The sequence below is a fragment of the Legionella massiliensis genome, from assembly GCF_000756815.1.
Taxonomy (GTDB): Bacteria; Pseudomonadota; Gammaproteobacteria; order Legionellales; family Legionellaceae; genus Tatlockia; species Tatlockia massiliensis.
Map to the genome: position 1 here is coordinate 1,587,854 of NZ_CCVW01000001.1, position 25,211 is coordinate 1,613,064.

The following is a 25,211-nucleotide window of genomic DNA, read 5'->3' on the forward strand; positions in this document are numbered from 1 at the left end:
TGTTTATATCTGTTCACCCTGAGCAACTCAGCCCCTCATCCGCCGCTTCGCGGCACCTTCTCCCCAGAGGGGCGGATGAGGGGTGATTTAAGCACGGGTCTCTAACCCCGTAGAATCAAATTTGTTTACATGCTTAAATAGTTATCTAATCTCACAATAAGGATAAATAATGAAATTATATTACTCAAAAGGAGCTTGCTCCCTTGTTGTTCGCATTGTCATTAATGAAATAGGCGTAGATTCTGAGTATGAAGCAGTTGATTTGAAAGTTAAAAAGACTGAGAACAATGAAGACTATTATCAGATCAATCCCAAGGGCGCTGTCCCAGCCTTAGAAGTCTCTAAGGGAGTGGTACTCACCGAAAACTTTATTATTCAGCAATACCTTGTCGATACTTATAAAGCTACAGCATTATGCCCTGCAGTTGGGGATTTGCAGCGTTATAAGGTTCTTGCCTGGTCTAACTATGTATCAACGGAGATTCATAAAAGTTTTTCAAATTTATTTAACCCGATGGTTCCGCAAGAATTAAAAGAAAGCCTCTTTATTCCAATTATCAAAACCAAGTTGACTAAGCTCAACAAGCAGCTTGGCGAACACCGATATCTCAGCGGCGATCATTTTGCTATGCCAGATGCTTATTTATTTGTGATGCTGTTATGGGCAGGCAGAATGAATGTTGATATAAGCGATTTACCACAACTAAGCGCTTATTTTGCTGAGTTGAAAAATAGACCTTCAATTAAAAAATCACTCAAGGAAGAGGGGATTGAGTTAAATTAGTGGTAGGTCACGCCCCTCTTGCCCCTAACATAGTCCGCTATCCTGAGCGCAGCGAAGGATCTCCGGGATTAGCACGGTGCCATGCCGGGGATCCTTCGCTGCGCTCAGGATAACGAGCTATGTTAGGGTGAATAATACAATTAATGTCAGTTAAATAGTGTTTAGCTGGCCAAATTTTGTTAATCTTGCACGCGGCTAGCATTTGCTAGCCTCTTAATTGTGCTTTAAATCCGCCTACCATTACGAATCCCCGCGGCTTGACCGCGGGGTCTAAACCTGGTGCAAATCCATGGATCCCGCGGTCAAGCCGCGGGAATTCGGTAGGGGAGAAGGAGTTTTGTAAAATTTAGATAGAGTTTAAGTTATGTTTAAAAATAAATGTAAGACCGAAAGTAGAGCTGAGCTTATAGAAAATTCTGCATCAGAAGAAGAAACTAGAACTAATAAGAAACCAGGCTTTTTTAATAGAGTTTCTATAACGCTTGGTGGAAATAAGGACCATAATTTAACGAAAGAGGAAAAAGCTGCCAAGGTAAGCCGTATCGATGGTGCTTTGAAGAGCTTAGGTCTTTAATCAATAAACAAAGGGCTTGAATATAATTCAAGCCCTTTGTTTATCCAGAACTTCCCACCAGCCTGAATTTGTCTAAAAAATAACCTAATATTGAATTATATATTCCTTATAAAGGTTTAAGACGATGAGCGCAGAGGCTTTACTTAGACAATTAGGATGTTATAACAAAGACTATCCTGAAGCTGATGAAGGGAAAGAGGCGGATGCAACCTTTGTCAGAGATCGTTTACCCCAAGAAAGTTTGAGACATTTGCACGAAGGGATTAAGAAATACCAATTAACTTATAAATTGAAGGTTCGTAGTTATCAAGCAAAACACCCTAATGTAGAGATGCCTAGAGCAGGCGAATACAATTATTTTCGTCAACAATTTATACGCTTTATGGCTGAAAAGGATGAATCTATTCTAGGACAATATTTAGCTGATCCAAGCAGGCGGGATACAAACCCCGAGTCTGCTACCATCAAAATGGTTGATTTTCTAGGTAAAGAGGGTAGGGAATTATATCGCTTAGCCTTAGAAGAAGAGATGAATAGCCCTGAATATATGAATGCGGTATTCAGAGCGTCTACCACCCATTTTGAGGGTGAAAAATGGGCACAACGACCTGTAGTAATCGTTGCCGGGCCCTCTGGTAGCGGTAAATCCTTTGCCGCCAAGGCTGCTGTTGAGAAGGCTAATCAGTTTTTACCTAAGATAGACGGTGATCAATCAGGTAATGATGTAGTTGCTGTCGATGGCGGGGTAGCTCGTGAAGTTTCGCAAATACGTAAATTAGCCATTCAAGTAGCAAACAATAAGGGTTATACCGGTATTTCAGATTTACATAGCCAATCAGGGGTTTTAAACGGGGTGAAAGACCGAATACAGGAAGCTGTTTTGAGTACAAACAATGTTGGTGTAGTAATTCCTGAAACTTTTTCACAATTTTTTAGCAAACAATCGTTATTGGCTAGAGTTGATGCTTTGGTTAATACCAAACTCATTTTCTCACGCGTCGATGGTCAAAATCCTTCTATATTTCAAAAAATCGTTGCCTTTATGGGATCAAGGCGTGCCTGGAAGACCTCTGGCTTTGAAGCAAAGAAGACACTTGATTTAAATGATACTGAGCTTGCTGAATCAAAAGCTTATGGGGCAGGAGGCTTTAGATTTGGTCAAATAGGTTCACTGCTCGCTGAGTTGTGGGTTAAAACATTCAGCAAAGATAAGCTTTATATGACAATTATTAATGACCTTTCGCTTATGAAGGAAATACCAGCGCATTCGAATAATTGGGTTGAAGCCAACCAAGGTGACAAAGGGGCTATCCTTGTCTCTCAAAAGGCCTTTGAGCAATGGCAAGCACAGCGTCCTTCGCAGCGAGAGAGATTACAGGATTTTATAAAAGACCTTAAATTACCTGCCGAAATTAAAACCTCAGGGGAGGTCAGTCTGGCTAATGCTAGGGAAACGATTCGCAAAAAAATTATATCTATGCAAGATCAATTATCTGCAAAGGAAAATTCTCCAGAATTGATTCTAATGCTAAATGATAAAATAGATAATTTGCAGGGGGTATTAGATAAAATAAGCGAGCTCGATACCGGTAATAAAGCAGCGATTTTAAACCTAAAAGAAGAGATTAGCGTTCTGATTACTAGTATGGAAGCACAGGGGCAATTTCCTCTTTTTAGTCAGACAAAAAATGCTCTGGAAACGGTCGTTTCTGCCTTAGATAAGATAAGCATACATTTAGTCATGGCGGATCAGAATACTAATGAGGACATTAAAGAAGCTTGCAAAGAGATTGCTTCTATAATTGAGACCGGTTCTTTTGTTGAACCTGGAATCCCCTTTAAACGACAAATTTATCCTAACTTATTTGGCTTGGTTGATGCTCTTAAGAAGGGAACTACAGATTTGCAAGCTCTGCAACTAATAGCCCGTAAAGGAGTAGACACTAATGCTAGTACTCTTGATAGAAATCCTTCTATGGCTTCAACGCAAATCAATAACCGTTTGAAATTGTTTGAAACAATATGCAAAGCAAATACTCTTGAAGAGGCATGCAACGCTATTCGAGAGCAATTTTCAGAGGCGAGTCCCGAAGCTGGACTAGGATGAAAAGCTGGCTTGTGCTTTGATAGTTGCTCGCAAAAACCAAGAGCATTCTCTTAGGAAAATACTGTGGAAGTGAAAAATAAGTTGGCTGCGAGTTTGCGTGATTCCTTGTTTAAGACAGAGGCAAGCTTTTCTCTTTCAGATGATCTATCTAGTCTTTCTAGCGAAGAATGCACTAATAAAATTCGGCAATATATCGAGTGGATTAACCAAGCCAATATTCATTCTGTAATGATAGTCAGCTCCCCTTCAATTGACGCGCTTTGCCTGTGTTATGCCCTTGTGTTATCTAATAAAACTTATATACCAATACATCCCTCCACATCTGCAGAGCTAATTGAGAATTATTTACAAAATTATCAGATTGATTTATTGCTAATTCAGTCGCAACTCACAACGCAAATGAATAGGGAATTTTTCAGCAAACTGACACAGGATGAGACTAGTTCTTTTTATTACTACTTTGTAGATAGGGAGCAAGCAAGTTTTTGCTTGTTACCAGGCATTTTATTTTTTACCTCTGGTACAACTGAGCAGCCTAAGGTTGTTCATTATCATTATGAAACCCTAAGTCGATATCTGTCCTGGGGGCTTGCTGAATTTAAACTGACTAAAGAAGATAGTTTTCTATTCACCACAGAGCTGACTTTCGTCGCCTCTCTTCGCCCTTTATTTATTCCCGCATTGGCAGGAGCGAGACTCATTTTTCCTAGCTCAGGCTCGACGAATAAATTGCAACTCATTATTAATGCGCTAATTAAACACAGAATTACGATTCTTAATCTGACACCAACTCTGTTTAAAATCTTGCTACGCAATTGTGAGAAAATTGATCTCAATATTTTGCGATCGATTCGCTTGGTTTTACTCAGTGGGGAAACCTTGGATATCGCAAGCATTAATGATTGGTTTTCTCGCATAAGCTCAGATACTGTCTTTTATAATTTATATGGTGCAACAGAATATCTGGTTCCTTTTTATAAAAAAATCAAAGCAGCTTTGCAAGAACAAGATAGGCTTCATCTTGGGCAGCTACGGCTAGGTTGTAATTATAAGTTGATTCCTCATTCTGATAGCTATGAACTCTATGTTGCGGGGGATTTATCAACGGGTTATTTTGATAGCAATCTCACGAAAAATAATTTTCAAGACATTGATGATTTGCGTTATATAAAAACCAATGACTTGCTAAAAGTAGATAATAATGAGTTGTATTTTTGTTCGAGAGCAGGGCGATTAATTAAAAAATTTGGGCAGCTTATTAACTTAGATCAAATTGAGTATCTATTAAAAAAGTATCATGGCAATATAGATTTTGTTAGTTTTTATGATGAGGGATCTAATAGGGTTTGTTTGATAATTCGCATTGCCGTTAATGATGAAATACTGTTAAAAAAAATAAAGAATACTCTTAATAAATATCTGCCAAATTATATGCATCCTGATGAGTTTGTTTTTACAGAAGAAGTTCCGATTACAGCGAGTGGTAAGCTTGATTATCGTTTAATAAAAATCTCTCGACAAGTTCAGAATCTAACAGACTATTTCCAGCGATTTTTCCCTGATAATAAAGTGGATCCGACTAAGCGAGTTATTGATTTAGGATTGGAGTCAATTGATTATATTGAGATGAGTGAAGCCTTTTTAAAAATCACCGGGAAGTGGTTAGATGTTTCAAGAATTAATGAAAGAACACAAATTGCTAATATTGATTCTTGTCTTATTGATTTTAATTTTATACCACCAAAATTTAATGATGCTGTGGCTGTGAGTCCAGTTCAAGAAGCAGCTTATTCGCAGGAACTTCTTGACCTAATCTCTGTACAGAAATACTTAATTGTTTCCTTTGCACTGAAGGAAAACATAGATTTAGACCGACTGGAAAAGGCTATTTCTGAGACCTTGGAAAATCATTTTATATTGTCATCTAAATTAGAATGGATCGAAGAGTGTTTTTTCTTTGTAGCTGCTGTTAAGCAAACAGAGTTCAGGTTAAAAGCGCCCATTTTTTTTCCTGGTAGACTACAGAAAAAGCTCCGTACAACTGTGAATTCAGAGCGCTTAGTACGAATTTATATTCAAACGAAAAAGAACAGATATTTCCTAACTATGGCTTACCATCACATAGCTATGGATGGTTGGTCAGCCATGTTGGTTCGCGAAGAAATTTTTCGTCGATATGAAGGAAAAGAAAAAGTAAAAACCTTAAGCAGAGAAGAGGAGATTAACTATTTAAATCTGGTCAATAAATTCTGGCTAAGAAATAGTTATAATCTTGACGATATAGAATCAATGATGAATGAGATTAATCCCTATGAATTTAATCGACTGGATTCTATCTTTAGCTCTCCCATTTCTAAGAAGCATTCATCCTTTTGTTTTCAGAAAGGAATAATCGATAAATTGGTTAGTGATTATGATCTTTCAGGCTTTCCCTATAGTGTTATTTTCGCATGGATGTTACATCGCATTATCGAGCAGGAATCAGGACAACAAAAAATCTTAATTAACACCTCTTTTTCAAATCGTAATTTGCCTGTACCGGAAGCAAAGGAACTAATAACTAATCTGGCAATAGGGTTTCCTGTATTTTTGGATGGATCTAACCTGAGCTCGAGGGATTTTGCCTTAGAGATACAAAAAAGATTGACCGCTTATTTTAAAAATATGAGCTATGGCTCACTGAGGCAAATTTGGAAAAATGGAATAATTGGGCGCAAATTTATCAATCCAAGAATGCAGCCATATACAATAGTCTACACCTATATTAACAAGATTTATGATGATGATTATGTGCAAAATAAGTATATTGATTGGCACAGTTCAATTAATAAAGTAAATACTCATAGAAAAGGGCTGATTTACCTAAGAGTTTATAATATGGGTTCACAGTTTGTTGTCTATTTTGATAGTAATTTGAAGGCAAATTGCCATGAAAATATGATGAGGAATTGGAGTGATTTTACAAAATAATCTACATTCTTTGTAATAGGTCAGCCCCCACCCCACTGCCGTTAAGTTAAGGGCATTTGTCATTCCCGCGAAGACGGGAAACCATCTTTAGATTGGCACTGTGCTTAGCTAGAAATAGTTTCCCGCCTTCGCGGGAATGACAAAACCGTTGGGGCTGAGGAGGCCTTTAGGCCGTCTCGAAGCCTTGCGCTCTGTGGCGCTTCGAGACGTGTGCTTAGGCACACTCCTCAAAGTCACTCAATTACTACTTATAAAAACATCAGTGCCATCAAAAGAAACCTTAGGATAAATGTGTTCTGGGCAATTCACTGAAATAGAACTAATTGATTCGCCTTGAAAATTAACTCCTACCGTGCAAGATTTACCGTCTAGTGGAGTACCTGTGTCGCTGAAGGAAGCGTTAAATATAGGCGAATAGCACATAATAGATTCACAGCTAAGGGTGGTGTACGTACCAGCAGAGAATGGATTTGCGCCAGTAACACTCCAATCACTAGTATTGCTAATAGTAATTGTTGATGGAGAAATTTTATTATAAATATTAAACGAATTAGCATCGGCATTAGCATTAAGTGCTACAGAAAGACCGCCAGCGAGGAAAAGCATTTTACTAAACATCATTTAAAACTCCTTGATAAATACATTCTATTTGCTGTCTTCGGACAACAGGCATATTTCATATCAACGCCAGTTTCTTTGCAACCTAATCACGCGCCATTGACCAAATAAAGTTTAATCTGACTTATTGATGTTTTTTAAGAGCTTATTCGACTTCAAACCCCAATCAAACCCTAAACCCGCAATATTGCAAGGGCAGATTCGTTTCCTGGATCCTGTGGATTTAAATTCATTCTCTTTTCAATGTGCCGCCATTGTCCTCCAGCAATTAAGCTGTCTCTAGCCTGACTCAAAAGTCTGAGGCTATTGTCTCTCTGATCCTTGACAAGTTGGACAAACCCAGTTTTTACATTGACAGAGACATCAATATTCTCACCCAGAAACCCTGGTGCCCATTTTGTCGGTACAGCGGCTTTTAACAGACTTGTTGCCTTATAGGCTAGCCCAACACAGGCCAAGGCGAATAATTGCGATTCAGGGCCATAAGCGCTTGAGGCCCAGATGGCAGTTGCGATAGCCATCACAAAACCGCTGGTAAGTTGATAGTCTTTGTGGGAATAGGAAATTTGCAGCTTAGTTAATTCCGCATAGATTGGATTGGATATATCCGAGGAACTTCTCAAGGGATTACCATAATCTCCCCCATAGAGGCGAGCGCTAATGACCCCAGCCCCCATTTTTTCTAATTCTTTGAGCATTGAGCTTGTAATTTTCGCTGCGACTGAGGGCGCATCAATATGAGCAACAGCGATAGCATGGGGTGATTCCAAGACCAATACCACACAGGATTGTGCGCCAGGAGAAATGATAAAATCATCAGCTTGGGCTTTATGCTTGCTTTTAATGGTGTAGGTCCCTATAGGAACAATTGTTGATGGCATTTTCTTGTCTTTTGCTGCGTTATGAAAGGGAGGCTTTTACACCGGACTAGCTTTGCAGTCAAATCGTCATTTTCAATAATGCTTATTTAATATCATAGATTGCAAATTCCAACCATGAAGACTAATATTTCGAAAATTTGTTCAATAGGAGATTCTTTTGAGTAGTTCACCGCAGCATGTTTTGGGCTTATTCGCCCACGACCTATCTATAGACCAACTCATAAAGATTTATTGCAAGGAACATTATCCCAACCTGGTGCTTGATGCAGATATGCTTGAGCAGCTACTGTGGTTGCAGACCAATTCAGTAATAACCAGTCAGTCTGATGGCAAGGCAAAGCCCGATGCTATTAACCCAGAAGTAAAACGTATTTTAGCTCGTTTAAATTGTTTGTATTTGCTGCGATCTGAAGAGGAACCAGCTCTGCGTTGGCAAGAATTTGTGAAATCTCAAGAAGAGGGAATTAAGTTAACACAAGAAAGCTTTAACTTTCTCTCTAGTTTCATTGGTTCACTATCTAAGTCAGATTATCAATGCTTAATAGCAAGCTGTTTTATCACCAAATCTGATAAGGCAGAGGAAAGCATACCTTCTGCTCTGAAAGAAGGTTTACCCTTCGACAGTGAGCAGTTCATCAGTTATATGGTTGAAAAGTGTCCTGAAATTTTACCGATCTGCCGGCAAATGGGGCAACCTGAGCGCGAATTACTTTGTTTTGCCTTTTATAAAAATTGCCATGCCCGCCATATACTTGATATGGAAGGTGGCCATAATATGCTGTTTGCCCTGAAAGAAGGCATTAAGACCCAAGCAATCGACCAGGATAAATTGAACCTCTGGTTCGGTCGCTGGATCCTTAATATTGCTGGTATCGATGGCCATATTGAGCCTGCTGGTTCAAGTTTTCTGACAGAACCAATTGCGGGTAGCATTTTTGCTTTGAAAAGAGAGTTAGATCAATTACTAACAAATATTGACCACCCTGTGATTGAAAATTATTTGGCCTATCGTGTTAGCAAATTGGAAGTTTCTAACAATTATCTGGCAGCCTTAGGGGCTTTGATGCGCAAAAATACGCCTGATGTGGGTGCGCAAATTCAGAGCTGGTTTAATGGCTTGTCTTTTGATGAACAACAGGAAAAATTAAAGTCTTTTGAGAAACAATTAACAATCACCAAGGTTACACCCACTTTTAAACCAACTGTTCTGTTAAATTTGCTTGGAATGAAGTATCCAGTCGATGAAGCAGTCGATATGTTTTCGAAAATTGAAATTGCTGCTCTGGATGCATGGACTGAGGCAATGAGTGCAGGAATTGTAACTGAGACTACTCCCTTATCTTTCCGCACAATTGCTTATGGAAACGACTTATCAAAAGTCATTGAGCAGATTCAACAGGGTTCACTGCATTTTGAGATGAATGCTAAGGGCTGTTTAGCCCTAGCTCCTCCGAAATCATTAATCCTTCAGTTTAGCTAGGCGGAATGAAAGAGCAGTGGAAGAGTTCCCCAAAACGCCCCTGCGTTCTGCACAAGGCCTTGTGCTGTGGAGCCTGGATGCAGCAAAATCCGAGATGTCATGACTGATGGAGCCCGCGGTCAAGCCCATAGGTATCTACACAAATGTCCCTTCTTGTCTCAACATTAGGTCATCCAGAGCGTAGCGAAGGATCTCCTGAATATGGCACCGTGCTAATCCCGGAGATCCTTCGCTACGCTCTGGATGACGTGCGTCTATTACAGTCACTTGTGTAGATACCTATGGGGCAAGCCTCGGGATCTGGCGCATGACTGCCTCCGGATTTCGCTTCTGATTGATCGGGCTAATCTCTTGATAACTATAAGAAATAAAAAATTAGATGCTAGCCTCCTATTAAGTTTCGTTTTTCTCCTGCAAATAAAGATGGCGCTTGGCACAAAAAGAATTATAATTGTGCAATTTGCGGCAATTAAAACTCTTTAAGTTGTTTTAGGAGAAAATGTCAAAATGGGTAAGTCAGGTAAGCAAAGTGAACAGATAGAATTGTTAAAACGTGCATTTCTAGGCATTAGATTTGATGGTCAAGAAAATCCCGATGTATTAACCAGAAAAATAAAAGAGTCCAAATCTCCGGTTGCTCGGAAAGAACAGGAAGACGATACTTTCGATAGCGCCAACGAAGAAGTTAAAGAACAATTACATCCCTTTGCCCAACTTATTGAGACAGACACTTTGTTTACTCGGTTAGAAGAAGCCCTAGCTGAAAAGATGAAGAAACTGACAAATTCCACTAAGAAACCAAAAATTACCCATTTGGGCGGTTCTTCCATCCCCATTTTTTTGGTGAAATTCAAAGAGGCCTCTGTCATTTTTCGGTTATTGCCTGATGGTGCCTACATTGACGCTTATAAAGGGTTGCAAGAAGGGGGAACACAGAAGCATCTCCCTAAACAACATTTGCTCGAGAGTTTTCAGTATAAACAACGAACTCGATATTTTGAGCTTCTTGATTATTGTGAACAAGGAAGTCTGGAAAAGAAGGCGCAAAATCATGCGGAATTAATCAAGGATAAACAGGCTTTATTGCTTAAATATGCGATAAACATCATGCAGATTATGGTTGATTTTAGAAAGGCGGGTGTTGTTTTTCCTGATATCAAGCCCAGTAACTTCCTCGTTACCAGTGAAGGCGATATCGTAATTTCTGACGTCAAATCCTTGTTAGGTGTTCGCGATAAACCTCGTGTTCCTCACTTGGATATTCTTCGTACGCCTATTTATGAGTCTGGCGGAGGGTTAAATACTTCGCAATCAATCGAGAGTGAGTCTTCTCGCAGTAGTACCGTCAATATTGATTCGATTGAGTCGAAGTCTAAGTATGCAGTTGGTATTACCTTATACGAATTAGCAACAGGCCACATGGTTGCAGCGGAATTAGGCGAAAAGAAGAAGGTTGCTTTAGATGCCAAAGAGGAAGCGGCTTTCAATCATCAACAAGCAATTCAAAAGAGCAAAGGAGTTGCTGATGCTCAAGCTGAACTGCAAAAGAAAGAACAGGATCTTAGTGACATTAATGCAAAAACACCTCGTTCTGAAATGGATTTAGACCATGAGGTATTTAAAAAAGGGGTTGGTGCAACCTTAAAAACGCTTATCCTATCGTTAACAGATGAACAGAAAGCGAATCGCATAGGATTTACCAATGCACTCCAGCAACTTTCTGTGCTGCTACCGCCATCACCCACACCAAAGTCGCCCAGAAAGAAATCGTTTACCCTATCTCATGGTGAAGCGTCTTCTTCTGCCTCCCCAACTTCTTCTTCTGCTAGTTTAGCTAGTGAAGTGGCTAGTTCTTCGGAACAACAGGACGAGAGTATTGAAACGCTGCAAAGTCCTAGAGAAAAAAAGAAAAGAGAAAGTTCTATAGATAAAAAACGAGGTTTTTTTGGATTAAGAACCTTTAGTACAGCTGCCGTTAAAGCTGAAAAACAGCAAGAGGAGTCGCAGCCAGAGTTAGGTCGTCAAATAGCAGAATTACAGTCAGCGATTAAGAAGAAGCGAACTAATTCAGCTAGCACATACTTGCCGCTCAAAGCAACGACAAGCTCCGACCCCTTAATGCTTAGAGACGAGGCACCCAAAAGTGCTCGCTCACCAAGACCTGGAAAAGAAGAAGCGAAAAGAGACAATTTTCGTAGAAAACGAACTGCGAGTACGCCGGCTGTTGTTGACATAAAAATAAAATCAGCAGAACTGGCAAATGAAGCGAGTGCATTGGTGCAAAATTCGGTATTCGGGGAATCAGCGCGCTTACTCAATAAAGACAAACAAGATTCGCAGTCTGTGTCGCTTGAAGATGGGCCGGTAATTTAAATAGTTGTAGTCCCCTTCCGTCCTCATTGCCGTTAAGTTAAGGGCATTTGTCATTCCCGCGAAGGCGGGAAACCATCTCTACATTGGCACTGTGCTTAGCTAGAAATAGTTTCCCGCCTTCGCGGGAATGGCAAAACCTTCCTTAACTTAATAGCAGTGTCATCTGATCCACCCATTTTCCTCATAATCACCATTTATAAAAAATTCAACAATTTAATCCTCTGATAATTCTATGAGTGCATAATTTTTTTACACAATGTAAATTAATTAGAGGTTAAACATCATGCCTTATACAGTATCTTTTTTCTCCAATACTGAAGAGAATGTCTTGGTTGCTGGCCATAAAGGAAAATTAATGCTGGATGGACGAGAAAAACCATTCAAAGGCCAGAAAGGTTTAACCTGTAGCATAGAGTCTCGCCAACGCCTTCGTTTAATTGTTGGAAAAGCAGCTGAGTCTAGTGAAGAGCTTGAGGTGCAAAATGCTCGCAAAGCGGAAAAGGCTTTGAAATCCCTTAAAGTTGTCATGAGCAAACCAGCGCTTGATTATGAGGAGTTGCATGAAACATCTGTGGCTATACTTCAAAGCTTAGGCTATGTAATAGAAGAAGAAATTTTTAAAAACCCATATTTTGTCAAATTGAAGCATGCAAAAATTGCAGGTGGTGCAATACCGGAAAGTACTTCATCAATTCGAGTCTTCAGAACTCTGGTGATGAAAGAAAAAGCACAGGTTACCTATTCTGCTGTTCTAGAAGCCTTGGATGCACAGCTTGGTCTTAAAAATGCAGAATGGTCAATTGAGTCTGGCTTTGAGGGGTTAAGACAGGCTTTGATTACTAACGGGCAAATTATGTTTCAGGGAAAGTTTGGTCGATGTTTTTATGGGGCTGGGGACGTTATCCACCATCCTGATGAAAGTACAGAAGATCGTAAGGCCTTCTATTTCCGCAAAAATACTATCCGTGCTTCAGCATGGACACACTGTGTTGTGGTTGACCAGGTCAAATTAGTAAACGGTGTTCCCTTTGTATTTTTCAAAGACCCTTATGATGTTTCAAAGCCAGGTCAGGCTGACAATGTGTACATGATAAGCTATCAAAGTTTTGTAGAGCGTCTGTCAGACCGCTATGGTATTAAAAGAGAGGCCTCAGAGGAAGCGACCTTTGGTGTTTGCAGGAAGTGGTAATATTTTTACCCCTTGTACTGGACAAAAAATAGAAACCCGCGATTAGTTCCGAATCCCCGCGGCTTGACCCATAGGTATCTACACAAGTGACTGTAATAGACGCAGGTCATCCAGAGCGTAGCGAAGGCTCTCCGGGATTAGCACGGTGCTATATTCAGGAGATCCTTTGTTAAGCTCTGGATGACGTAATGTTGAGACAAGGAGGGACATTAGATCCCACGGTCAAGCCGCGGGACTTCGAATTTTTCTGCGATTAGAAATTTTTGTTCCGCACAAAGATTTTTATCCCGAACTGGCGTTTCTTTAAGGTATTAATAGGTTTACACTCAGTTGTGTCTGTTTTCAAATTAAGGATGATTGTAATGAGGCTTCACACAACTGCGAAAAAAACCGCTGTATCTCGTGCTATTGCTGCTTTAATCTCCCCGCCATTTACTATCCTATCGATTACCTCATTGGCATTAGGGATATTTACTCCTTGGAACGCAGTTCGCGCCGCAACCTGGCCGACACCAGTAGCTATTAGCGGTGCTTTACAGACAGCCACTACTAATTTAAATCAAGCTATCAAAAATTATACTAATGACCCTACGGCAGCCAATTTTGCTAGTTTGCAGAGCGCTCAGGCAACATTTCGGGCAAATGTTGCCAGCGCTAGTTCAGCCGCAGCCCTGATTGTCAGTACAAATGACTCCATTTCCCCTGCCTCGGGAGAACTATCACTCTTTAGCCCTGAAGCAGCTACCATTCAAGTTAATAATGGCGCAACCCTAAGTATCGATGGTTTTAATCTGGGTGGTCCAATTGGCGGAACCATTGGAATATTCAGTGGTGCGGCGGTGGATATTGAGGCAGATGCGGGATCACAGATTATCTTTAGTAATAATACAGCTAGTGTTATTGGCGGAGCGATTAGTAGTTCAGGCGTCAATAGCACCCTAAGTATTAGCAATACCACTTTTCAAGGAAATAATGCCGTTGCTGGCGGAGCGGTTAATAACGATAGCTCTAGTGTGACAAGTATTATTAATTCCAACTTTAGCGGGAATACGGCTAACATTATTGGTGGTGCGATTGAGAATGATACTAGTTCGCTTGCCATAACTAATTCAAACTTTGCTGGGAACGCTGCTAGTTTGGGTGGTGGTCTAAATAATATAAACTCTTCTACGGCAGTCATTGTTAATTCCAACTTTAGCGGGAATACGGCTAACTTTTCTGGTGGTGCGATTGAGAATGAGTCTAGTTCGCTTACCATAACTAATTCAAACTTTGCTGGGAACGCTGCTAGTTTTGGTGGCGGTCTAAATAATACCAACTCTTCTACGGCAGTCATTATTAATTCCAATTTTACAGAAAATTTAGGTCTTAATTTTGGTGGGGGAGCGATTAGTAATAGCAACAATACTGCTTTAGTTATCAGGGATTCAACATTCGCAAGAAATATTGCTGATTCTGGTGGGGGGGTACGTAATGTTGTTAATAGTACTGTGGATATTGCAAACTCTAGCTTTACACAAAATATAGCAACTACTACTACCTTTGGTGGAGGGGCTATTGAGAATAACCTTGGTTCTACCATGAATGTAACGAACAGCACTTTTAAAGGGAATGGTGCCTTCGACTCCACTGGCGGAGCGATTTTTAATGCTGGTAGTACGCTCAGCATTAGTGACTCCAGTTTTAATGGCAATTTGGCTGTCAATGGCGGTGGCTTGATTAACATTAGCAATGCTATAGCAAGCATTAGTAATTCCAGCTTTACAGAAAATGCAGCCTCTGCCACCGGCGTCGGAGGGGCAATTGTGAATTCTCAGGTTAGTACCTTAACTCTTATAAATTCCAGTTTTATAGGTAATCTGGCTGGCAATGTTGCTGGGGCAATTTATAACGACCGAGGCACGCTAAACCTTGTTGCCTCAGCAGGTAATCAAATTCTATTCAGCGGAAATGCGGCTAATGATAAAGCTTCTTCGATTAGCTTTACCAGCTTCAATGGGGCTGATAGTACCTTAAATGCAGCTGTGGATGCCAACGGGCTGTTGGATATGCGCGACCCTATGGACGCTCCGATAAATTCATCAAATACCTTCATTAATAAGCTAGGAGCAGGTACCTGGGCCTTGGGCGGGACCAATCTTTTTACACAACTTGCTAATGGCTTGACGAGTTTTAATGTTCAAGGGGGAGAGCTGTATTTATACAGTCAAAATGAGGTTGCAAATCCAACTGCTATTTCTCCTAATGCCATGGTAGGTGCAGGGAATATACAGTTAAAGGGTAGTGGTTCTTCATTCTCCCTAAGCTCTGGCGCGGTCTTAGTGGCTGGCGGTGACAACAGCATAAGTACGGACGGCGCTATCAGTTTTGCAAGTGGTAGTACAATTCGTGGTGCAAATGCAAATACGGCCTTGGGAGGCAGTGATCCAACTCGTCATGAATCTGGAGGCACAACCTCCCTTAGCTTGTCTGCAACTGCTGGTATTGCTTTGAATGGAACTGTTTCGGTAGTTGCTTTAGCGGCAAATGAGCAGTTGAAGCTATCTGGTGTTTTAGGCGGAAGTGGTGGTCTCAGCAAAACCGGCGAAGGCCTTGTTGTTTTACAGAGCGACAACAATTACACAGGGAATACCACGGTTAACGCAGGAACTTTGCTGATTAATGGAAACCAATCAGCTGCAAAAGGAAGGACCACAGTTAATAGCGGAACCTTGGGCGGTAATGGGACGATAGGTGGAGATGTGCAAATGCTGGGTGGCACCATTTCCCCGGGTAATTCCATTGGGATACTGACTATTCTAGGAAATTACACGCAAAATCCTGGTTCAACCTATTTGGTGGAGCTGAATAATTCAGGTCAATCTGATCAGCTTGTGGTGGGTGGTAAGGCGACTATCAATGGGGGAGCCGTACAAGTTCTCGCAGCCAATGGTACCTATATCGCCGGGACTCTTTATCCCATTTTAACTGCTCAGGCTGGGGTGAGTGGCAGCTATGATAGTCTTGTCCAGAATCTACCCTTCCTTAATCTGTCTTTGATCTACGATGCTAACCATGTTTATTTAGATGTAACGCGTAGCACGCTTCTCTTAGCTGCCTTTGCAGCGACAACCAACCAGCAGAATACCGCTAATGCTCTCGAGACAATGGTTGCTTCTCCTCTAGTAACCGCGATTACTAATTTGGTGACGGCTCCTCAAGCCCAACAAGCTTTTGATGCTTTATCAGGTGAGGGCTATGTTTCTGTTCTGTCAGTGTTGACTGAATCAAGTCGTTATGTACGGGAAGCAACCTTGAATCGTTTACAAAGAGCCCTCGGCAGACTTAACAATAACCTATTGTTGCTGGGATCAAAGGAAGCCAAAGAGGTGGACAACAAAAATGGCTGGGGATTGTGGGCTCAGGGTTATGGCGCTTGGGGAGAGCTTGAAGGAAATCGTAACACAGCCAAGGTTGATCGCCGAAATCAAGGTTTCTTTATTGGTGCGGATCGTGGAATGTCTGAGCGAAGCCGCTTAGGGATAATAGCGGGGTACAGTCATAGCGATATCGATATTAGTGCTCGACGCAGCTGGGCAGATGTAGACAATTATACCCTCGGCGTCTACGGCGGAGCTCTCGTGCATGGTGCCTCACTTCGAGCGGGAGCTGCCTATACCTGGCATCGCGTGGATATGAGTCGCCAGGTTCTATTTAACGGCTTTTTTAATCCCTTGAGTGCTAATTACAGTGCCTATAGCGGGCAAGGCTTTGCAGAAATAGGCTATCCCTTTAATTTAAAACAACTAGCGTTGGAACCTTTTGCTGGAGTGGCTTATGTGGATGTGAGTACCAAGCACTGGCAAGAACATGGTGGTGTTGCAGCCTTAAGAGGCAAGGGAAGCCAAAGCACACCATACTCTACCCTAGGTTTGCGTGAAGCCACAGTACTCTATCAAGGGGAACGTTTCGGTATCGATGAGCAGGTCACGCTGGGTTGGCAACATGCTTACAATCAGGTTACACCCAAAACAACCTTTTCCTTTATCTCCGGCAGCTCTCCTTTTAACATTTACGGCGCACCAATTGCCAAAAATGCCTTAATGGTTGATGCGGGGCTTAATTGGCATAATTTGAGTCGTAAGCTAAATTTTCGCCTCAGTTACAATGGTCAATTGGCTGAGCAAGCGCAGGACCACGCTGTTACTGGTAATGTGGCTTGGTATTTTGATTGATTTGTCTCCTTGCTATCGTGCAGTGAAAAAGACTCCCTCGCCACCGCGCGTAGCGTGGGGTCACTGCTATTAAGTTAAGGGCATTTGTCATTCCCGCGAAGGCGGGAAACCATCTCTACATTGGCACAGTGCTTAGCTAGAAATAGTTTCCCGCCTTCGCAGGAATGACAAAACCTTCCTTAACTTAATGGCAGTGAGCGTGGGGAAGAGAGGATCATTTTTAAGGCTGCGACTCTACAGAAGGAGTATTATCATCTTCATCCGTAGTCGTGGAGGATGTCGTAAAAAAACCGGCAGATTTTGAATGAGAAAATACCTGGCTGTTTCGATAGGCTAAGACTCTTGTTTGAAATTGTTGAAATACAGCGTCTGCAGCATTGGCACTCATATGGGGGGCAAAACCACGCTGCGTACCCTCTTCTTTGTCTACGTAATATTCCAAATGCGCTTGCACTAAGGTGACATTTTGCGCCAGATTTTCTCCCACTACATCGATCATTTTGCCCCCGGAGGTTTGTGTTGAGGCGGTTGCTTCAAGACCGTGAGCCTTAGTTAGATCGTAACCTTGATGATGCATAAAGATAGCACTAAGAACCTCTTTATCGGCTGTTGCTACTAAGTGCCTGCTTGTCGAATGAAGCGGGGCTGTCGGTTTCACCTCTTTGGGTTGCAAGGTTTCAACAAAATATTGGCGTCTTTCTGGCGAATCAAGCTCTTGATAAATGGTCGCGCCATAGGAGGCTGCAATGACTTGTGAACCACGGCAGATGCCACATAAGGGTTTTGGTGCGGAAGCGCGCTGTTGCATATAGACTAAGCTAAATTCAAGCACATCACGTCTTGGGTCACTCAATTCTGGATGATCAGCATAAGTGGGTAAACCGGTCTTTGGGTGGCGTTCTTCCCCGTAAAAACGAGGATCCATATCTTGTCCTCCGGTTAACATGATGCCGTCAACCTTATCAAAAACTGCTTTGGCATGTTGGTAAAGGGCGTTCATTTGTGGGAATGCCGCTGTGTTTTTCTCATTTTCTTCTCGCATCAGTTGGATCATTAACAAAGGGAAACTGATCCCTTGTTTTTTCCATTCTTCTGCAAAAAGGGCTGCGGCGTCTTGCTCGTTTTTAGCCCGTTTTTGGGCCTTATGGAGTACCTCATCTTTTAATTGTTGTATTCTGTTTTTAGTTAGCAGGTTCAGCTGATTGATTTCTTGATCTAATTGGCTGGCATCGACTTCAGCCATGATATCCATCCGAACAGAAGACATTCCCCGTTCCAATAACATTTTTTCAGCCAAGGTGGCAGACATTAGAGGGACTCTGTCATTCCAGCAAAGGAGTATCAAAGCTACCTTATTCTTCCCATAATTTTGTTCAAAACTAGCGTCTTTCGCGCCGCCCAACATGGAAGTGCGCTCTATGAAACAATTGTCAAAATTGACTTGTGCAAATTGCTTTAAATAATTCAAATTAGTGTGAAGAAAAAGGCTATCTGCAAAATGAACCTGAGCTAATTCGCTATAGGCAAAGGAGCAGTGGTTAAATTGTCCCTCTCTAAATTGAACGTTTTGCATGGAACTATGGTTTAGTACCGCATTATTGAAAGAAGAGTTGTGAATAATTTGATCATAAAAAACTGAGCCTGTTAAGTCGCATTCATTAAAGTTACAGTTTGATAGTTCACAACCTGAGAAATCAATATTAGTTAATAAATCTGTTCTACGCGGCACGGTTGTTAGGCTTGATAAACTACCATCAGCACGTTGCAATTGCGTCATCTTGACCGTTTTTTCTGAGGCAAAATCGAGGTCTTGTAAAATGGGTGAATAGTTTTTTGCTTTAAGATAATTGGCTAGCGGGAATTTAGAGCCAGGAGGGGTATTTTTCTTAGCCTCGGCAATATCATCTAAAAGTTGCTGGAGTTCTGTCTGAGTTAAAATTGGCATTTTTTATCTTTATGCTTGGCTTGTATGGCTCAATTATAGCAAAAGGCTAGACCCCGTGGTTGATGCCCATAGGTATCTACACAAATGTCCCTCCTTGTCTCAACATTAGGTCATCCAGAGCGCAGCGAAGGATCTCCTGAATGTGGCACCTGGCACCGTGCTAATCTCGGAGATCCTTCGCTGCGCTCTGGATGACGTGCGTTTATTACAGTCACTTGTGTAGATACCTATGAGCTTGACCACGGGATCTGTCCTTAATTCATCGAATGAAAGCCAGACCCAGAAGATAAGTCCGTCAAGAGCTCTGATGATGACTCGCCCGAGGAAAGGCTATTAGTCATTTCCAATTGTAACTGTTCAGTATTTACTTTCACTTTAGCTGGTTGCTCAAGCAACCACTTGGCAACCAGCCTGTGGTCAGCATTCATAGAACTTAATGCCTGCTCAACTACATTATTCAGATAAATGGCAGGTATCTTTAGATTCTCCAGGGTCACGGTAGGAATCACTTTGATAATTAAAGATAGCCAGGATAATTTCGCCTCAGTTGGTGCGAGATCCCAGCGAAAGCGTTGCGCGACTCGAATTAAAGCACTTTCTAATCCCAGCTCCTTTGCCAGGAAAAATACACCCTTGGGGGCCGGTATTAGGCGGGAGTGGTGGTTATATTCTGTTTGTGCGAGCTCATCTCTTATGGTGTATCTGGGGGTAGGCTGCCTAGGTGTTTTCAATATATTTGAAGAGCTTGATGATCTGGGACTTGTAGGGGGGGAGCTTGTTTTTTTGAATAAGCGCCACAGAGAACTGCTTGAGTCATTCATATTAAAAGAAAGATCAGGGGGGGCAACCCAGGTTTCATCCAGAGGCAGTATCACTTCCAAACATGTTTTGGCAATTTGCAGATAGGCTTTAGTAGGACGCGTTGGAAATTGCAGATAAACAATTTCATAAGCCTTGGCCAATAAAGGGTGGGTGTAGGCAAAAAGATCTTTCCATGTGCTATCAGGATAGCGCTTGGTGAAGTTTTGCATCTTACGCAAAGTGCTATACATATCAGGTAAGTCAAAAGGACTAAATTCACGAGGGATCCCCAAACCTGACTCTGCATTAATTGGCATAAAATGTTGCATACTTTGCAATCTTGCATACTCAAGATCCTGCTGATGCGTCATTTCCAAGCTTCGCAAAAGCAGGTTTTCTGCTGAGTCGGCCAGATTGACGACTAATGCATTTTGCAAAGGAGGCAAAAAGAATAAGATACACTTCAGGCCTGCCCAATGCCTTAGAGCAGGGGGATTTGCATTAATTTTTGCCTCAACCGTCTGTTGTTCAAGGACAATCGCGTGCTCCAAGACCTGTTCGCCAAAATCAAAGCAGACAATTCTCCAGCATTTTATAGTAAAGGTATTTTCCTTGGTTTCATCCGGATTAGACCAGTCAATGCAAACCTGAAAGTTGTCCGCTGTACCATCTTCCAGATTAACCACCTGACATCCCATTGCTAAAGCTACTGTGCTGGGAAGGTCAAGTAAATCCCAAAAATAGCTTAGCTGCTCATAGATTTTATCGCTAACCACGTCAAGGATCGGTGCTTTTTTTTCTACAAGAGGGCTTATCTTGTCCTTGCTGATGCGTAGAAAAAGTTCTGGCAAACGATTAAAGAGAGGAACCCACTTGACCACTTCAAAGAGCTTTAATCCTGCAACAAGCTCTGGCCATTTCAGGATGAAGGCATAAATTCGTCTGGCCTTTTCCTCGCCTTCTTGATTGATTATTTTTCTAAAATCCTGATCCAAACGATCGGAAATCTCATCACCCTTAATCTCAATAAATTCTTCTAAACGCTCCTCAGGTTTTTTACTGAGCTGACTTTGAATAATCTCATTATATAAATCATTCGCTGATTTCTCAGGAATGTAATCCTCAGAAATCCAAGAGCCTATCGCGGCCATTAAACCCTCTTTGTGGACGCGCGCTTCAAGCATTGCTGTTGATTCCTTAATAAATAACCAATCAGCAAGTGATATGCCTTCGACTGTCAAACTAGCATTTATAAAGGTAGGTTCTATTTCTTCCTGCTCGTCGGTATGAACATTGGAAAGTTGCAACAAGGTTGTTGGTGTTAAAAAGAAGGGCCAATGATTGGGAAATAATTCCATTAATACCCGTTGTACGAATTGCTCTGTACCAGTCGCTAAACCAGAGCGGCCTCCTTGTTTATAATGAACACCATTGGCATGGACTACGAAATGAGATGCTCCGGCATAGAAGCTTGCACCTCTTTGTCCATGTGAATCAATACCCAGCAACTTTTGCCCATCTTGCTGAGGGAGCAATCTTGCTCCCAATTTAGGACCTGTTAGCAAGGCTGGCAAATCACTCATAGGAAAGTTACTATAAATTTCATGCAAGTTTCTAAGACATTCATACAATTTATTGTGCGATTTGTTGTCAAATTGGCAAAGCAAAAAAGTTAATATCTCCAGTACTTCCTGTATGGGGTTTAGAGCACCCTCAGCGCTGTTCTCATCACTTTTTTGATTTTTTAGTTCAAAGTAAGACAATAATTTTTGTGGGGGTAGTAAGGAGGGCAAGAGTTTGGATACAAGCTCTGCAATGGGAAATTCGCTGTCTTCGATTTTAAGCAGTTTTTCTGATTTTACTGGCTTTTTTGCTGATGAGGGCCGCTGTTTTTTAGGAGAAACACCAAAAAGACGCATCGGGGAAACATCCTTGAGTGACCACTTAGCCGAATTTTTCGATGCCTTTTTTTCTATTAATAGCGAGTCACTATTTGAGGAGAGGGAGCTTGAATCCTCAGCAAAGGAGACCTGAGAAGTTCTTGGTACTAAGGCATGATGTTTATCGTTGAATTGGCTAGCAACTAATCGATGTAAGATAGTTATATTATCGAGTAATTCACCCTGGCTAGAGATTTTAGGCGGCGAAGGGACTTGGAGCGTTGTTAGCAAAGCACATAATTCGCCTCTTAACTCGTGAAACAAGGATGGCTGCAAAGATCTACCATTTCCTGAGATATTGAGAATGGCTCGTTGTAAGGCGACAGGTAAATCCTTATTAGGCTTTAGGGGTGAGTGTTCTGTTAATTGGTTAGGGTAAAAACAAACGAAGTCATTGCGTATCCCTGCATTAGCTACTGGGGTGCTAAGAACAATAGTTCCCGAGTCATTATCTCTGGTCAGTGTTGTGTTGCTGTCCGCAAGGTTTCTTTGTATCTCTGAGAAGTAAGCCTCGCTGCCAAACACCAAGAGCTTGGCATCAAAATAGTGCAAATCACTTTCTGAAACAGCTAGGGATAACAAAAATTTATTATCTGATTCGCTAAAGGCAATTTTCAATTTACTGCAGTAGACCGAGCAAATAGCATCCATCATTAACCGCAGGAAGGCCTTTGCGGCCAGGGGATCATTGAGCTTAAGTGACTTAAGGCTAATTTGTGCTTCATAAGCGAGATCTTTATGAATGAAATCCCTGCCCAATTCAACAAGCAGGTTAAAGGTATCTAATAAATTAACCTCTGTAAGCAGCGATGGATTTAAGCAATCAGCGCCTAAGGCAGAAATAAGGGCAAGTTGTTTTAGGTGATCAGGATTAGGATTTGGTCGGAGGATTAATGTGGATAAGAAGAGATGAAGCGCACGATTAATCTCTTCTTTCATTTTCTGGCGTTTATTTTCAAGCGTTCTATCTTCAATATGACCTTGGAAAAACAGCGGCGCTATATCACCCTCATCACTAAGTCGCCGAGTCTTTTCGACATGATCTGTTTTAATATGGGCTTCAAAGTTGCTGGTTTTAGAAAAATTAAATAACCTGTTGAAACTTGCATTAGTCGCTATAATTGCCCGGCCAATGCCGATGTAACCTGGGATCCCCTCAGATTCTAATCTGTTCAAACGCTCTCTAGCGTTAGTCAGGGTAATTTTTAGCCTTTGCAAGACCAGATTATTTGTTTCTACTAAGGGGACTAGTTTTAGGAGGAAATTAAATAAGGTTTCGTGTGGAATATTTTCTTGTAATTCAATAAGTTGCTCAACAACGGTTATCAGAATAAACTGCGAATGCTCTTTAAGATCCTCTGAGGGAGGTGGGTGGTATTTTTTTATAAGGATGACGAGGTTGTCGAAACAACGACGATCGCTTATTTTATAAGCCCTTAGCAACTCTACAATAGCTCTTTTAAATTCTTCTTTGCTCATTATCTTTCCATGAATGGCAGTTCAATTTTCTAGTCAGTATGTCAAAATATATACTTATTGGGAAAGGATAAATCTTAGATTAAGGCTTAGTAGATTGCAACTTAAGGCGCTTTTTACAAGGCAAAATAAGAAATCCTCCAAAAAGTTCGAATTCCCGCAGCTTGACCGCGGGATCTAACGGTGGTGAAGGCTTCATGGACCCCACGGTCAAGCCCATAGTTATCTACACAAGTGTCTGTAATAGGTCATGTCCCTCCTGGTCTCAACACTACGCCATCCTGAGCGCAGCGAAGGATCTCCTGAATGTAGCACCGTGCTAATCCCGGAGATCCTTCGCTGCGCTCAGGATGACGTGGAGTTGGGTGACAAGGCGTTCAATTACAGATAGGGGGTTTAAGAAAAGCCAGAGCTCATGCTTTAACCTGAGGAGAAGAATTTAAGATGTATTCTAAAAACTGATTTCTGAATGCGTCAGACAAGGCCTTATTAACCAGTTTTGAGGGTTTATCGCTTGGCAAATCGGGATAAGTCGCTTTTAATTTTTCTAAGGCTTGATTTGTAGAGATTAAATATTGGTCTACTAAAAACTGATAATCTTCCACATTAAAATCAACTTTCGGATGAAAACGGATAGGTAATTTTTGCTGCATTTCTTTGTAAATTGTTGCCATATGCTCGAGGGTTTGTATCGAAAAACCTAAATTAATATTCCTTGGCATTTTAGTGGCTTCTGCAAGGTATTCTTCTAAGCTTTGTGGTGAATGATCAGCATCAACAACGACCAAGGTATTATTTGCGATACCCCAGTTACCATTATTCATAACCAGATCTTGTATAAAGGTTCCTGCAACAGCAAGCTTAGCTAAGCCCTCTTCTCCTATTTGCTCGATAATGTTTTCTCGTATGTTTTCCTCGAGTTCTAAATAAGGCGCTGTGCTTTTTCTAAAATGATTTGCTTTGATCACAGTTCTTGTGTAGTTGCGAGAAAGATCTTTGAAATTATTAAAATCCTCTACAAATTCTGAGGCAAGGTATTTTTCAGCACGAACTTTCTGACCTACTGATGAGACATATTTGCCATTTTTCTCATAGATAAGCTTTATATTGGGAATACTGATGCCAATATTTTCTTTAATGAAATAGAGGTTATGCATCCCTAAAAGAATATTAGAGTATCTATCTTCTGCGCCATCTACATTTCCCCAGGCTTTAAGATTATGTTTTTTGCCCTGAATCAGACAGATTTTACCCGCGCTAACCCCATTTGATTTTGATTGACAATCTCTAAGTTGTATTCCCATTTGAAGTTGCAAATTTGAACTTAGATCCTTAGCTACCAAGGGCACAGACGGTAGCGCTTGGCTGCTAGGTGGTGTTGGGACCACAGTAGTACTATTAAATGATTGTGGGGCAAAAAATCTGTTATGGCTCTCTGGCAGGAGGGCTTGTTTGGTATCAACTATCCTTATATTTTGATTTGGGATACAGCTAGCTATAGCTATACCCAACCCTAGAAGAAATATTATTTTTTGTGTGGGCGTTAATTGATCAAAATCCATCATTTCGGGAGAAAAGATAAAGGGATCGAAGTGCTCATCTCTGCTTTTTTTAGAAGAAGAGTGTCTTTTCTGGTCATAGTGATTTACTGTGTGATAAGTCGAGCGATGTGGCAGTTTTCTCTTAAAATTATTTTTATCTCTCATTAGATTCTAACAACATTATTACAAATTGTTTTGAATTTTATCATTCGTGGATTAATGAAATATTAAGAGAAAAGACGTATGTCATGTCGAGCATAGAGAGACATCTCCATAGTGTGGCAGAGTGCTAATCCCGGAGATCCTTCGCTATGCTCC

General features: G+C 41.2%; 13 protein-coding genes. 8 read left to right on the top strand and 5 right to left on the bottom strand.

Translation table 11 applies throughout. The features are described 5' to 3' along the window. The first annotated feature begins 169 nt into the window (after positions 1–169). From gstA to BN1094_RS06895, 4 genes are all read left to right on the top strand, one after another. The gene (gene gstA / locus BN1094_RS06880; protein WP_043873529.1) at positions 170–784 is read left to right on the top strand and encodes a glutathione transferase GstA; all 615 of its coding nucleotides are present in this window, start codon (positions 170–172) and stop codon (positions 782–784) included. A 364-nt stretch (positions 785–1,148) separates the two neighbouring features. Continuing rightward, the gene (locus BN1094_RS06885; RefSeq protein WP_043873530.1) at positions 1,149–1,358 is read left to right on the top strand and encodes a hypothetical protein; all 210 of its coding nucleotides are present in this window, start codon (positions 1,149–1,151) and stop codon (positions 1,356–1,358) included. A gap of 124 nt (positions 1,359–1,482) precedes the next feature. Further along, on the top strand, positions 1,483–3,465 hold the full coding sequence (locus tag BN1094_RS06890) for a nucleoside/nucleotide kinase family protein (RefSeq protein WP_052403170.1): 1,983 nt from the start codon (positions 1,483–1,485) through the stop codon (positions 3,463–3,465). 63 nt (positions 3,466–3,528) lie between these two features. Further along, on the top strand, positions 3,529–6,435 hold the full coding sequence (locus BN1094_RS06895; RefSeq protein ID WP_043873531.1) for an AMP-binding protein: 2,907 nt from the start codon (positions 3,529–3,531) through the stop codon (positions 6,433–6,435). A 237-nt stretch (positions 6,436–6,672) separates the two neighbouring features. Here the strand turns inward: BN1094_RS06895 and BN1094_RS06900 are convergent, their stop codons facing one another. Further along, positions 6,673–7,056, bottom strand: a complete 384-nt coding sequence (locus tag BN1094_RS06900) for a hypothetical protein (RefSeq protein ID WP_043873532.1) — start codon at positions 7,054–7,056, stop codon at positions 6,673–6,675. A 170-nt stretch (positions 7,057–7,226) separates the two neighbouring features. Further along, the gene (locus tag BN1094_RS06905) at positions 7,227–7,934 is read right to left on the bottom strand and encodes a hypothetical protein (RefSeq protein ID WP_043873533.1); all 708 of its coding nucleotides are present in this window, start codon (positions 7,932–7,934) and stop codon (positions 7,227–7,229) included. A gap of 157 nt (positions 7,935–8,091) precedes the next feature. Here BN1094_RS06905 and BN1094_RS06910 point away from each other — a divergent pair, with 157 nt between their 5' ends. The 4 genes from BN1094_RS06910 (at position 8,092) to BN1094_RS06925 (ending at position 17,190) form a co-directional block, all read left to right on the top strand. Continuing rightward, positions 8,092–9,414 carry a hypothetical protein gene (locus BN1094_RS06910; RefSeq protein WP_043873534.1) on the top strand — a complete coding sequence of 441 codons (1,323 nt, stop codon included), beginning with the start codon at positions 8,092–8,094 and terminating at the stop codon, positions 9,412–9,414. 507 nt (positions 9,415–9,921) lie between these two features. Further along, a complete protein-coding gene (locus tag BN1094_RS06915; RefSeq protein ID WP_043873535.1) occupies positions 9,922–11,787 on the top strand; it encodes a protein kinase domain-containing protein in 1,866 nt (621 codons plus the stop codon). Between the two features lie 283 nt (positions 11,788–12,070). Continuing rightward, positions 12,071–12,976 (top strand): hypothetical protein, encoded by a 906-nt coding sequence (locus tag BN1094_RS06920; protein ID WP_043873536.1) that lies wholly within the window; start codon positions 12,071–12,073, stop codon positions 12,974–12,976. A 362-nt stretch (positions 12,977–13,338) separates the two neighbouring features. After that, complete coding sequence (locus BN1094_RS06925; RefSeq protein ID WP_043873537.1) at positions 13,339–17,190, top strand: autotransporter domain-containing protein; 3,852 nt, start codon at positions 13,339–13,341, stop codon at positions 17,188–17,190. Between the two features lie 220 nt (positions 17,191–17,410). On the opposite strand, the gene BN1094_RS18780 is transcribed toward BN1094_RS06925, so the two are convergent. The 3 genes from BN1094_RS18780 to BN1094_RS06940 form a co-directional block, all read right to left on the bottom strand. After that, entirely contained in the window at positions 17,411–19,135 is a 1,725-nt protein-coding gene (locus tag BN1094_RS18780; protein ID WP_052403171.1) for a gamma-glutamyl-gamma-aminobutyrate hydrolase family protein, read from the bottom strand. Positions 19,136–19,389: 254 nt separating this feature from the next. Next, positions 19,390–23,355 carry a hypothetical protein gene (locus BN1094_RS06935; RefSeq protein WP_043873538.1) on the bottom strand — a complete coding sequence of 1,322 codons (3,966 nt, stop codon included), beginning with the start codon at positions 23,353–23,355 and terminating at the stop codon, positions 19,390–19,392. A gap of 410 nt (positions 23,356–23,765) precedes the next feature. Beyond that, complete coding sequence (locus tag BN1094_RS06940) at positions 23,766–25,058, bottom strand: hypothetical protein (RefSeq protein WP_043873539.1); 1,293 nt, start codon at positions 25,056–25,058, stop codon at positions 23,766–23,768. Positions 25,059–25,211 lie beyond the last annotated feature (153 nt).